This window comes from Stenotrophomonas sp. STK17_22 (genome assembly GCF_051983905.1).
GTDB classification, from domain to species: Bacteria; Pseudomonadota; Gammaproteobacteria; order Xanthomonadales; family Xanthomonadaceae; genus Stenotrophomonas; species Stenotrophomonas maltophilia_A.
The window spans coordinates 2,016,737-2,028,771 of record NZ_CP197010.1; the positions used below are offsets into that span (position 1 = coordinate 2,016,737).

Below are 12,035 nucleotides of genomic sequence, written 5' to 3' on the forward strand. Positions count from 1 at the left end.
ATGAGCGGAGAAAGCGCGGCAGCACCGGGCCATGCCCAGCGGAATTCCCGAACGACGGGCATATTGCCCGACATCGCGGCACGCGCCGAGGCGGCCATCGCGATCCGCCATGACCTGCACCGGCACCCGGAGCTGGCCTTCGAGGAACACCGTACCAGCGCACGCGTGGCCGAGCTGCTGCAACAGTGGGGCTATGAGGTCACCACCGGCCTCGGCGGCACCGGCGTGGTCGGGACGCTGCAGCGCGGACAGGGCACCCGTCGCCTCGGCCTGCGCGCCGACATCGATGCACTGCCGATCCATGAGGATTCCGGCCTGGCCTACGCCAGCCAGAACGAGGGGCTGATGCATGCCTGCGGCCACGATGGGCATACCGCCATCCTGCTGTCCGCGGCGCACTACCTGGCCCATCACGGCCGCATCGACGGCACCCTGCAGCTGGTGTTCCAGCCGGCCGAGGAAACCGGTTCGGGGGCCTCGAAGATGATCGCCGACGGCCTGTTCGAACGCTTCCCGGTGGATGCGATCTATGGGCTGCACAACTGGCCGGGCGTGCCGGTGGGGCACTTCGGCTTCGTCGACGGTCCGGCGATGGCGTCGGTGGACTGGGCGCGGCTGAAGGTGATCGGCAAGGGCGGTCACGGCGCCGAGCCGCAGGGCAGCGTCGACCCGATCCTTGCAGCAGCGCACATCGTTACCGCGCTGCAGAGCGTTGTCTCGCGCAATGTGGATCCACGGCAGATGGGCGTGGTCACCGTCGGTTCGATTCACGGCGGGCAGGCCGCCAATGTGATTCCAGACGTGGTCGAGCTGAAGCTGACCGTGCGCGCCTACCTGCCGGAAGTGCGCGACACGTTGCGGCGCCGGGTCACCGAGATCGCCGAGCAGACCGCCGCCGCGTTCGGCGCGCGCGCGGAGATCGAGTTCCCGCGTGGCTTCCCGAGCGTGATCAACCACCCTGAGCAGACCGCCTACATCCGTGAGGTGGCCGTACAGGGCTTCGGCAGCGATCAGCTGGTACCGGAGTTCGCGCCACGCACGGCCAGCGAGGATTTCGCCTTCCTGCTGCAGGCGCGGCCGGGCAGTTTCGTGTTCGTCGGCAACGGCGACAGCGCACCGCTGCACAGCCCGCGCTATGTGTTCAACGACGCCGCCATCGCGCCCGCTGCCAGCCTGTGGGCGCGGCTGGCTGAAGACTATCTGGTGAAGGACGTGGCATGAGCAGCAACGAACGCTTCCTCTACACCTCGGTGGACGATCCACTGGCCCGTCCACTGTTCGATGGCCTGGAGCAGGAGTACGACAGCCGCTACGCCGACGTGCGTCGACGCATCGGCGGCAGCGCCCGCGAGGAACTGCAGCGCTACCCGGCGCAGGCGTTCGCGGCGCCGGTAGGGGCGTTCGTGTTGCTGCTGCGCGATGGTGTGGCGATCTCCGGCGGTGCCTTCATGCCGCACCGCGATCCGGACACCGCCGAGTTCAAGCGCATCTGGACGCTGCCGGGCCTGCGCCGCCAGGGCATCGCGCGGCGTGTACTGCAGGAACTGGAGGACCAGGCGGCGCGCCAGGGTTACCGACGGGTGTTCCTGACCACCGGCTTCCGCCAGCCTGAAGCCGTCGGCCTGTACCTCAGCCACGGCTACACCGCGCTGTTCGATCTGGAGGCCGATCCGGAATCCATCGCCCACTTGCCGTTCGAGAAGCACCTGGGCGTATCTGCGCCAGCCGCCGTGCCATCACAGACCGAGCTGCACGGAGCCCACGCATGAGCACGCCTTCGACTGCGCTGGATGGCATTGCCACACGCCCGGCGCCCACCCCGGCGTTGAAGATCGTGCCGGCCCGGCATCCTCTGCAGGTGGTCGGAACCCTCCTGGCGCTGGCTTTGATCCTGATCGGGCTGCAATCAGTGCTGGGCAATCCGCGCTGGGGCTGGGGTACGTTCGCCGAGTGGTTCTTCGCACGCCCGGTGCTGGAAGGCCTGGGTCGCACGCTGCTGCTGACCGCGTTGGGTACTGGCCTCGGTTTCGCGCTGGGCACCTTGCTGGCGTTGGCCCGCGTCTCCGGTTCGCCGCTGCTGTCGGCGGTGTCGTGGGGCTATGTGTGGCTGTTCCGCTCGATTCCGCTGCTGGTGCTGTTGCTGCTGTTGAACAACCTGGGCTACCTGTACAGCACCATCGAGCTGGGGGTGCCGTTCACCGGCATCAGCCTGTTCTCGTACCCGACCACGCAGCTGATCGGTGTGTTCACCGCCGCAGTGCTGGGTCTCACCTTGAACCAGGCCGCGTTCTCGGCCGAGGTGATCCGTGGCGGCATTCTGTCGGTCGACCACGGCCAGTACGAGGCTGCGGCCGCGCTTGGCCTGCCGCGTGGTCGCCAGGTGCGCCGCATCATCCTGCCGCAGGCGATGCGTTCGATCCTGCCGGCCGCGTTCAACGATGTGATCGGCCTGGCCAAGAGCACCTCGGTGGTCTACGTGCTGGCGCTGCCGGAGCTGTTCTACACCGTGCAGGTGATCTACAGGCGCAACCTGGAAGTGGTGCCGCTGCTGATGGTGGCCACGGTCTGGTACCTGGTGATCCTGACCGTGCTGTCGCTGCTGCAGCGGCGCGTGGAGCAGCGCTTTGCGCGCGGCCAACTGCAGCGCGAGCGTTCGGTATCGCGTGTCTCGTCACCGAGGCGCGCCACAGGTGAGGCTGCACCGCGCGTGGTCAATCGCCCGCGCATCGCCGCGCAGGTTGAAGCGGGCGAGGGGGCATCGGTATCGCTGCATGGCGTAGGCAAGGTGTTCGGCGACCAGCCGGTGCTGGAAGACGTGAACCTGGACCTGCGCGCTGGCAGCGTGACCGTGCTGATCGGCCCGTCCGGCGCTGGCAAGTCCACGTTGCTGCGGCTGATCAACCACCTGGAACGTGCCGACAGCGGTTACGTGACCGTCGGCGGGCAGCTGATCGGCTACCGCCGCGATGGCGACACCCTGTACGAGCTGCCCGAACGTGAGATCCGCCGCCGTCGTGCGGAAGTGGGCATGGTGTTCCAGGGCTTCAACCTGTTCCCGCACCTGACCGCGCTGGAGAACATCATCGAGGCGCCGATCGCGGTGCGCGGCGTGCCGCGTGCGCAGGCCGAGCAGCAGGCGCGCACGCTGCTGGAACGAGTCGGCCTGGCCGACAAGGCCGATGCCTTCCCGCGCCAGCTGTCCGGCGGCCAGCAGCAGCGCATCGCGATTGCCCGTGCACTGGCGCTGCAACCGAAGGTGCTGCTGTTCGATGAACCGACCTCGGCACTGGACCCGGAGCTGGTGGCCGAAGTGCTTAGCGTGATCGAGGAGCTGGCCCGTTCCGGCACCACGCTGGTGATCGTCACCCATGAGCTGAGCTTCGCCCGTCGCGTGGCTGACCACGTGGTGATGATGGACCAGGGCCGGGTGATCGAGCAGGGCACGCCCGAGGCGCTGTTCGAACGTCCGCGCCAGCAACGCACCGCCGATTTCCTGGCCAAGACCCTGTAACTGCGAAAGGAACACCATGAGCCCTGCAGCACCGCGTCGCCCCTCGCGCAGCACCCTGTTGGTCGTGGGTGTGCTGGTCATCGGCATCGCCGGCATCGTCTACTCGCGCGTGCGTCAGGCGCCGGATACCGGCACCGTGGCCGCAACCAGCCTGGCGGGTGCGAACACCGCCATCCTGAAGGGCACGCTCGATCCGAGGGCGCAGGCGTTGATCCCGGCCGACTATCGCTTTGTCACGCCCGGTACGTTCACCGTGGCCACCCATCCGGGGCAGCTGCCGCTGGCCGACTACGGCGCCGACAGCAAGGACGTCGTGGGCATCGAGCCGGACATCGCACGGCTGATTGCCGATGGGTTGGGCCTGAAGCTGGTGATCGTGCCGGTGGCGTGGGCCGACTGGCCGCTGGGGCTGGAATCAGGCAAGTACGATGCGGTGCTGTCGAACGTGACGGTGACCGAAGAGCGCAAGAAGAAGTTCGATTTCTCCAGCTACCGTTACGATCTGCTGGGAATTTACACGCGCACTGAGGGGCCGATCCAGAAGATCGAAAAGCCGGCCGACGTTGCCGGGCTGAAGGTGGTGGTCGGTGCCAGCACCAACCAGGACCAGATCCTGCGGCAGTGGGACCAGCAGAACATCGCCGCTGGCTTGAAGCCGGTGGAGTACCAGTACTTCGATGACGCCGTGGTTGGGCGGCTGGCAGTGATCACCGGGCGCGCCGATGTCTCATTCGAGCCCAACGCCACCGGCGCCTATTCGGCGCGCGATGGCAAGGTGCGGCGTGTGGGCCTGTTCCCGGGCGGCTGGCCGAACGCCGCAGCGATCTCGGTGACCACGCGCAAGGGCAGTGGCCTGGCCGATGCGGTGACCCAGGCGTTGAACACCCAGATCAGAAGCGGCACTTATGCCCAGGCGCTGGCGCGCTGGAACGTGGCCGAGGAGGCCGTGCCGCAGTCGCAGACCAATCCGCCGGGATTGCCGACGTTGTAGATGACGCCGGGCATGGCCCGGCGCGCCCCTGTAGAGTCGAGCTTGCTCGACTGGCGCATGGTGATCGGCGAAATGCAGTCGAGCAAGCTCGACTCTACCAACGCGCCTCCAGCGTCTTGAACGGCTTCGCCACGCGCACGCCTTCCGCATCGAACGCGGTAACCTCGCGTCCATCCACACGCACCGTGTTCGGCATCGTCCGCGCCGGCCACCAGACCTTCACCGCCGTCCCGCTGCGCAGCCCTTTACCAAGCGTGACCGTCAGCGTGCCGTCGCGCTGCCGCGCCTGCATCTGCAACGTGCCATACGCGGTCGGCAGACGCTCCACCGCCAATCCATCGCCCGCCACCCACGAGGGCGGCGTGCCCGGCAGCAATGACAACGCGTCATCGTCCTCGCGCATCAGCATGCCGAACAACGTGCGACCATACTCGGCGCCGATCCAGGTGTGCGGCATGTCGCCCAGATAGCGCGGGAAGCGCAGCCGCGAATGCACGACCTCGGCCAGCACCTGCCACTCAAGCGGGCGCCGATCATGCAGCAGCCCCTGTAGCAGCTCGTCGGCCGCCTGCGGCTGGCCCAGGTGCACATAGCTCAGCACGTTGCGGATCTCGTACGGGGTGTAGGCATACAGCGCCCCGGGCTGGTTGCGCTTGCGCACATCGTCCAGATAGCGGGCGAAGGTGGTGCGCAGCGCCTCGGCCGGGAGCACGCTCTGCGCGCCGGTGGGATCCAGCGCGATGGATACGCCGGTGGGATCACCATCACCCAGATCCGCCGAGGACGGGATGAAGTCGATGCCCTTCCACGCCATCGTGGCGCGGATCGAGGCATGCAATGCGTCGTACAGCAGCTTGTACTGTTCGCGCGCCCAACGGGCGGTTTCATGGTCGCCAAGTGCCTCTGCCAGCCACGCACCGTCGTGCCAGCCCTTCAGGCCCCAGTAGTCATCCCAGTAGCTGTGGGTGGGCGAGGGGTAGCCCTCATGACTGATCGATGGCGCAAGGATGCCCGCGAAGCGTTCCGGCGAAGGCTGGTCAGCCATGTAACCCGCTACCAGCGTGCGCTCGCGCAGCTGCTGCAGGAAGCGCAGCGCCGCCTTCACTTTCGGCAGGTACGCGCGCACCGACTCCGCACCGCCATCGAGGCGGGCGACATCGGCGACCAGTGCCACATACTGGCCCTGGCTGTCGTACTCGATGTCCGAACCAAAGCCGGTGTTGACGCTGCCATCGTCGTTGAGGATCGGCGAGACCAGTCCGCTGCCGTGCACGCCGTGCTGGCTGTACCACGCCAGGTAGTCGCGCGCGACCTTGGCTTCGCCCATGCGCAGCAGCACCGCCGAGGTGGCCATGCCGTCGCGGATGAAGGAACGGTTGTAGTTGCGTGGCCCCGGTTGCATGGCCGGGCCGGTCTGGTTGATCAGCATGTAGGCAGCCTGCGCGCGCAGCATGTCGACCAGCGAGGGATCGGGCAGGCGCAGGCCGACCTGGCCCAGCCGCGCCTGCCAATCTGCGGACGCCTGCGTGGCCAGCGTCTCGAACGCTGCATCGGCATCACGGGGCAGCGTGGCCAGGTCAAGCGCAGGTGCCTCGGGCAGCACGCCATTGGCATCGGCAGCGGCGGTGCCGAGTGGGAACGCCACGACCACCGCATCGCTGGCACCGGGCGCGAGGCGGATCCGGTAGCTCAATGCGGCTGCGGCCAGTCCTTGCTCGTCACGTGCCTGCTGCGAGGAAGGCAGTTCGCCGGCAGCGATGTCCGCGGTGATCTCCGTTGTGCCGTCCTTCCCGAACGGCGCAACGCCGGACGCAGCCACCGGCGTGAGCGAGCGCAGCAGCGTGCGGCCGTTCACGCGCACCGTGTTGGCTTCGACGGCGACCTCGCGGATCGGCGACAGCCCACCGTTCTGCCATGGCGGGTTCATCTGCATCGGTCGTACCGCCAGGGTCAGCGTGCCGTCGATCGCGGTGGTGCCGGTGTTGTGCAGTCGATGGCGGAGAAAGGTCACCGGCTGGCCATCGCGCTCGATGGCGAACACCTCACTGCGCAGCTCCAGCCCGGGTTGCGGTGACCAGGTGGCGGAGGGCATTGGCTTCCAGCCGTCGCGCAGTGCGTGCTGCACCTTCTGCCCGGCGGCACCGGCTGCGCTGCCATCGGCATTGCGCCAGATCGGCTGCACCAGCGGCGCACCCTTGAACGCTTCCAGGTTGCCGTATTCGTCGAAGATGGATTTCTGCCGACCCGCGTGCACACCCACGGCGGTCCAGTAGGTCTGCTGCATCTGCAGCGACGCCGGGAACAACGCACGCTGCGCGCCGCTGGCCGCGATCTGGTAGCGCTTCATCGGCGTCATCACCGCTTTCTGGCCGAGCAGGCGCAGGCGCGCGATCTGCGGGGCAGCGCCGTCCACGGTGAGGCGGAATGCACGTAGAGGTTGTGCCGTGTCAGCAGCCAGCCAACTCTGCCGATGGCTGGCCGCCTGTGCATCGTGTGCGAGGTCCTGCCATCGGCCCTGTGCGTCCTGCGCCTGCAAGCGGGCGGCGCCGCGCCCGCCATCGGCCCAGTCGACCGCGAGACCGGCCGTGGACTGGGCGCGAGGCAGCATGATCTCGAGCGTATGGGATCCACCTTTTCCGGCTGGAACCGCGACGGTGCCACCGCCTTGCCAGAGCGCCGCCGCCTGCGTTGCATCGACACCGCTGATGCGTGCGCTGAGCGTGCTGTCCAGCGGCTCCATCTCGAAAATCGACACGCCCCAGTCGGACGTGCGCTGCGGGCTGGCCAACCGAAGGTAGCGCGCCTGGCGTGGCGCGAAGTACAGCGTTTCCACGTCGCCCAGCGAATCGGCCATGGTGTACGCGGTCTGCCACTGTGTGCCGTCCAGCGAGGTCTGCAGCGAATAGCCTTCCGGGTTGGAGACATCCCAGGTGAGGCGTGCGCCGGCCAGCATTGTTGGCGCGCCGAGGTCGATCTGGAACCAGTGGCCCGGACTGAAGGCACCGCCGGTGACGGTCCCGGGGTCGCCGTCGATCAGGTGGCTGATCGCCATCGCCGGTACCTGCTGCGAGGAGGCGCTGGCCTGCCATTGGCTGCGTGGTGGCAATGTCTGTGCCTGCGCGGAGGATGCCAGGACGGCGAGCATCAGAGTGGCGGCGGGTCGCCATGGGGCAGGTGGGCGGGAGACCTTGGAGCGTTCGGCGCGCAACGTCATTACGGACAGCCTCGCAGGTTCGACCGGAATCGGGCGAGCGCTACGCTAGCAAGGGATGTAATCGGTTACATGACGCACTGCAGCGCCGCCGGGCGCTGGCGCTGCCATCGCGGGAGCGCTGACGGATGTGGCTCTGGACGGCTGCAGGCTTGCCCCTATGCTGATTGGCAACGACCACCGATCTGAAATGGATTGATGATGGAGTTCAGTTTCACGCTGATGTACCGAGTGCCTGATACCGGAAAAGATCTCAGTGCATTTGAGCGAGGTCTTGCAGAGGTGGGGTGCGACGATGCGCTGCTGGGCAGTGGTTCGCCGGGCGTGTTGGCGTTGCGATTCCAGCGAGAAGGCACAGCCGCAGACGATGTCGCGCGTGCCGCATGCGTGCAGGTCCAGAATGCGGTACCGGAAGCCGAATTGATAACCGTGCATGTCGATGTCAGCAATGCTGGCGGCGTCTCCAATTGCGGTGACTCCAAAGCTGAGCTTGTTTGACGTCCACGGCGCACTTCTCAGAAGCAGCCGAGCATGGCTCGGCTCTACATGGCTTCCGGCAGGTCAAGCGGCATCCCCCATTACAGCTCCACCGTCTCCCACCAGCGCGTACCCGCCTGCGGCGCCTGCATGTCCAGTGCTTCGCCCATCATCGGCGTGGCCACCGGCACGTTCTTTGCGGCGGCCAGTGCGGTGATGCGTTCGAACGGCTGTTGCCATGCGTGCAGCGCCAGATCGAAGGTGCCGTTGTGGATCGGCAGCAGCCACTTGCCGCGCAGGTCCAGGTGCGCCTGCAGGGTCTGCTCGGGCTGCATGTGCACGAAGGCCCAGCGCGGGTCGTAGGCACCGGTTTCGATCATGGTCAGGTCGAACGGGCCGTACTTCTCACCGATGGCCTTGAAGCCGTCGAAGTAGCCGGTGTCGCCGCTGAAGAAGATGCGGAAGTCGCCGTCCTGGATCACCCATGACGCCCACAGGCTGCGATCGCTGTCGCCCAGACCGCGGCCGGAGAAATGCTGGCCCGGGGTGGCGGTCAGGCGCAGGCCACCGGCCTCGGTCGATTGCCACCAGTCCAGCTGTTCCACCTTGCTGGCGTCCACGCCCCACGCAATCAACTGGTCGCCCACGCCAAGCGGGGCGATGAAGCGCGCGGTCTTGCCGGCCAGCTGCATCACCGCGGCATGGTCGAGGTGGTCGTAGTGGTTGTGCGAGAGGATCACGCCGGCGATCGGCGGCAGCTGGTCGATGCTGATCGGCGGTGCGTGGAAGCGCGCCGGGCCCAGCCACTGTACCGGCGAAGCGCGCTCGGAGAACACCGGATCGGTCAGCCAGTATTGGCCACGCAGCTTCAGCAGGATCGTGGAATGCCCGAGCCGGAACAGGCTGCGATCAGGCGCGGCGTCCAGGGTTGCACGGTCCAGCGGCAGCACCGGAATGGGGTGGGCGGGCACGGTGCCCTTGGGCTTGTTGAACAGAAACGTCCACCAGATCTCCGCGCCATCGCGCAGGCCCATCGCCGGACGCGGCAGGGCATTGCGGAACTTGCCGTCGCGGTACTGCGGCGAATCGGGGAAGTCGGGGAGGGACCAGGACTTGCAGAAGGTGTAGGCGGTCACGGCGAGGATTCCAAGCAAAAGGACAAGGAGCAGGCGCTTCATGGGTGACGTCCGCTGGGTACACTGCACAGTGTAGTTTCGTGTTTTTCAAAAGTACACTGCCGGGTGTAAAATGGTGGCGTCCGTTCAGTTATCTGGTTCCTGCCATGTCCCGTGCCCCGCAACGCCTGACCGACCGCAAACGCGAAGCCATCGTGCGTGCGGCGGTGGAGGAGTTCCGTGCATCGGGCTACGAGGCGACCAGCATGGACCGCATCGCCGAGGTGGCGGGGGTCTCCAAGCGCACCGTCTACAACCACTTCCCGAGCAAGGAAGCGTTGTTCTCGATGATCCTGGAGGAGCTGTGGGAGCGCAGCGTGGCCAGCGACGCACTGCCGTACCGCGCCGATCAGCCGCTGCAGGCGCAGCTGATGCAGCTGCTGGGGCAGAAGCTGGAGCTGCTCAGTGATGCCAACTTCATCGACCTGGCGCGGGTGGCGATGGCCGAGATCATCCATTCGCCGGAACGTGCGCAGGCCATCGTCTGCCGCATGGGCGAGAAGGAAAGCGGTGAGAGTGCGTGGATCCGCGCGGCAATCGCCGATGGCCGGCTGCGCCAGGTCGATCCGGAGTTCGCCGGCCACCAGCTGCACGGCCTGGTGAAGAGCTTTGCATTCTGGCCGCAGGTGACGATGGGGCAGGCGCCGTTGAACGAACAGGAGCGCGCACGCGTGGCCGAATCGGCGGTGGCGATGTTCCTGGGTTACTACGCGGTCTAGCTGGCGGCGAAGCGGCGGAACTCGTCGGCCGGCAGCGCCGCCGAGTACAGATAGCCCTGGCCGACATCCACACCCAGTGCGCGCAATTGCTGTTCCTGCGCGAGGGTTTCGGTACCCTCGGCCACCACGATCGCACCGCAGCGATGCGCGACTTCGACGATGAAGCGAACGATCGACTGCGACTTGGCGTCGGACAGGGTGGCAATCAACGCCTGCTCGATCTTGACCTCGGCGATGGCCAGCTGTGAGAGCAGGATCAGGGTTGAATAGCCGGCACCGAAATCATCCAGTGACAGCGTGACCTCCGCCGCCAGCAGCTGTGCGATGTTGGCATCGACCACGTCGCGTTCGACGATCTCGGTCCATTCGACGATCTCCAGGCGCAGCATCACGCCGGGCACATCGTGCAGTGCCAGCAATTCCTGCAGGCGCAGGCCGAAGTCGGGCAGGCGCAGTGACTCGGCCGAAACGTTCACGGCGATGTTCAACTGCGAGCCATCGCGTCGGCACTGCTGCAGGAAGTGGATGGCCGACTGCAGCGTGGCCCATTCCAGTTCAGCCAACCGCCCCTGCCGGCGTAGCAGCGAGATCACCCGCATCGGCGCGATCAGCCGGCCCTCGCCGTCGCGCATGCGCAGCAGTGCTTCGGCGCCGACCAGCTGGCGATCCTGAAGGCGATGCTTGGGCTGGTAGCACAGGGGGGCATCTCCCTGCTGCAGCCAGCGTTCGAGGGCGACTTCGATCAGGGCGTCGATCTCGCTGTCGCGCTGGATCGGGTCGTCGAAGAACACGACGCCGGATTCGATCGCACTCAGCGCCACGGTGATCGCGCGGAACGGAAGATGTCCTTCGTCGGCATCGGCGGGGGGCTTCAGTTCGACCACCGCACAGCGGAACAGCGGCCGGAAGCCGGGCCAATCGCGGCCGACCCGATCGGCCAGGTTGCTGGCCAGCTCGGTGATCTGCGGCTGCGTGCGCAGTTCGAACAAGGTCAGGTCGCGCACCAGGATCGCCAGCGCGGCATCGCCGAACTGGTAGATCTCCAGCTGCCCGGCTGGCAGCGAGGGCAGCAGCCGATGCACCTCGTCGGTGCTGTCGCGCTGCCACAGGCCGTTGTCCTGCAGCGGACCATAGCGCAGGCGCAGATCGCGCAGGTTGCCCATCTCGGCCACGATCAGGCAGGCCTTGCCGATGCCGTCGTTGTCGCGCCAGTAATGTTGCAGGCGTTCGCCAAGTGCACGCATGTTGGGCAGGCCACTGATCGGATCGATCCGCAGCCAGGCCTGTTCGCGCTGACGCTGTGCATCGATCTGCGCATCGTTGTAGACCAGCGCGAACACCGCGCCGAGCATCAGCAGCGATAGTGGCAGTGCCAGCAGCCGCTGGATTGCCAACTCCTCCACGGGCAGCTGATTGGCGCCGATGATTGCGACGCCCAATGCCAGGCCCAACGCAGTGACGGCGATACGCACGCCCCAGGCCTGCAGGATCACGCGCAGCGAGAGCTCATTGAGCATGCGCGGGTGCAGGCGCCTGCGCAGCCAGACGCCGGCCAGCATCTGCAGCGTGGCCTCGAGGCCGGCCGGCAGGAAATACTGGGTGCCGGCAAACTGGTAGCGCGACAGCAGGCTGGCGGCCAGGCAGGTCAGGCCACCGCGCCAACCGCCCAGCAGGCCACTGACCAGCAGGATGTCGAAGCCGAGGTGCAGCTTGACCACACCCTGGGTGTAACGGGCCACGAACCAGGAATTGAACAGGTAGATCAGGCCCAGTGCCACGCCGACATACAGGCGACGGCCTTCAATGGCGTGCCCGGCGCGGCGGGTGGCGATCAGCAGCACGCCGATCATGCCGATCACCGCCGTGGCCTGCAGCAGGTACAGCGGCAGGCTGGGCAGGGCGCTGTCCAGGACCTGGGCCGAGACCCGTGAAAGCGCATCCATAGCAGGTT

Annotated in this window: 9 protein-coding genes; 6 read left to right on the plus strand and 3 right to left on the minus strand. The window is 66.9% G+C overall.

Features of this window, described 5'->3' with window-relative positions:
* The 4 genes from ACSYS9_RS09365 to ACSYS9_RS09380 are packed head-to-tail and all read left to right on the plus strand — an operon-like array spanning position 1 to position 4,502.
* A complete protein-coding gene (locus ACSYS9_RS09365) occupies positions 1-1,221 on the plus strand; it encodes a M20 aminoacylase family protein (protein WP_071228935.1) in 1,221 nt (406 codons plus the stop codon).
* Positions 1,218-1,769 (plus strand): GNAT family N-acetyltransferase, encoded by a 552-nt coding sequence (locus ACSYS9_RS09370; RefSeq protein ID WP_071228934.1) that lies wholly within the window; start codon positions 1,218-1,220, stop codon positions 1,767-1,769. Before ACSYS9_RS09365 ends, ACSYS9_RS09370 begins: the two co-directional genes overlap by 4 nt.
* A complete protein-coding gene (locus ACSYS9_RS09375; RefSeq protein ID WP_080291824.1) occupies positions 1,766-3,511 on the plus strand; it encodes an amino acid ABC transporter permease/ATP-binding protein in 1,746 nt (581 codons plus the stop codon). Before ACSYS9_RS09370 ends, ACSYS9_RS09375 begins: the two co-directional genes overlap by 4 nt.
* Before the next feature lie 16 nt (positions 3,512-3,527).
* Positions 3,528-4,502, plus strand: a complete 975-nt coding sequence (locus ACSYS9_RS09380) for an ABC transporter substrate-binding protein (RefSeq protein WP_071228933.1) — start codon at positions 3,528-3,530, stop codon at positions 4,500-4,502.
* 94 nt (positions 4,503-4,596) lie between these two features.
* Here the strand turns inward: ACSYS9_RS09380 and ACSYS9_RS09385 are convergent, their stop codons facing one another.
* Positions 4,597-7,716: a discoidin domain-containing protein gene (locus ACSYS9_RS09385; protein WP_071228932.1), complete on the minus strand. Its 3,120-nt coding sequence runs from the start codon at positions 7,714-7,716 to the stop codon at positions 4,597-4,599.
* Positions 7,717-7,911: 195 nt separating this feature from the next.
* On the opposite strand from ACSYS9_RS09385, the gene ACSYS9_RS09390 reads away from it, so the two are divergent.
* The gene (locus tag ACSYS9_RS09390) at positions 7,912-8,211 is read left to right on the plus strand and encodes a hypothetical protein (protein WP_177179524.1); all 300 of its coding nucleotides are present in this window, start codon (positions 7,912-7,914) and stop codon (positions 8,209-8,211) included.
* Between the two features lie 80 nt (positions 8,212-8,291).
* On the opposite strand, the gene ACSYS9_RS09395 is transcribed toward ACSYS9_RS09390, so the two are convergent.
* Complete coding sequence (locus tag ACSYS9_RS09395; protein ID WP_071228930.1) at positions 8,292-9,368, minus strand: MBL fold metallo-hydrolase; 1,077 nt, start codon at positions 9,366-9,368, stop codon at positions 8,292-8,294.
* Positions 9,369-9,472: 104 nt separating this feature from the next.
* On the opposite strand from ACSYS9_RS09395, the gene ACSYS9_RS09400 reads away from it, so the two are divergent.
* Positions 9,473-10,084, plus strand: coding sequence for a TetR/AcrR family transcriptional regulator (locus ACSYS9_RS09400; protein WP_049398557.1), 612 nt, complete (start codon positions 9,473-9,475; stop codon positions 10,082-10,084).
* On the opposite strand, the gene ACSYS9_RS09405 is transcribed toward ACSYS9_RS09400, so the two are convergent.
* Positions 10,081-12,027, minus strand: coding sequence for an EAL domain-containing protein (locus tag ACSYS9_RS09405; RefSeq protein WP_071228929.1), 1,947 nt, complete (start codon positions 12,025-12,027; stop codon positions 10,081-10,083). The two genes, ACSYS9_RS09400 and ACSYS9_RS09405, sit on opposite strands and share 4 nt — an antisense overlap.
* Between the last annotated feature and the right edge of the window lie 8 nt (positions 12,028-12,035).

What these genes read in the sequence shown, in the direction of transcription:
- ACSYS9_RS09365 (WP_071228935.1), top strand. Translation starts at nt 1, where the DNA reads ATGAGCGGAGAAAGCGCGGCAGCACCGGGCCATGCCCAGCGGAATTCC.
- ACSYS9_RS09370 (WP_071228934.1), top strand. Translation starts at nt 1,218, where the DNA reads ATGAGCAGCAACGAACGCTTCCTCTACACCTCGGTGGACGATCCACTG.
- ACSYS9_RS09375 (WP_080291824.1), top strand. Translation starts at nt 1,766, where the DNA reads ATGAGCACGCCTTCGACTGCGCTGGATGGCATTGCCACACGCCCGGCG.
- ACSYS9_RS09380 (WP_071228933.1), top strand. Translation starts at nt 3,528, where the DNA reads ATGAGCCCTGCAGCACCGCGTCGCCCCTCGCGCAGCACCCTGTTGGTC.
- ACSYS9_RS09385 (WP_071228932.1), bottom strand. Translation starts at nt 7,716, where the DNA reads ATGACGTTGCGCGCCGAACGCTCCAAGGTCTCCCGCCCACCTGCCCCA.
- ACSYS9_RS09390 (WP_177179524.1), top strand. Translation starts at nt 7,912, where the DNA reads ATGATGGAGTTCAGTTTCACGCTGATGTACCGAGTGCCTGATACCGGA.
- ACSYS9_RS09395 (WP_071228930.1), bottom strand. Translation starts at nt 9,368, where the DNA reads ATGAAGCGCCTGCTCCTTGTCCTTTTGCTTGGAATCCTCGCCGTGACC.
- ACSYS9_RS09400 (WP_049398557.1), top strand. Translation starts at nt 9,473, where the DNA reads ATGTCCCGTGCCCCGCAACGCCTGACCGACCGCAAACGCGAAGCCATC.
- ACSYS9_RS09405 (WP_071228929.1), bottom strand. Translation starts at nt 12,027, where the DNA reads ATGGATGCGCTTTCACGGGTCTCGGCCCAGGTCCTGGACAGCGCCCTG.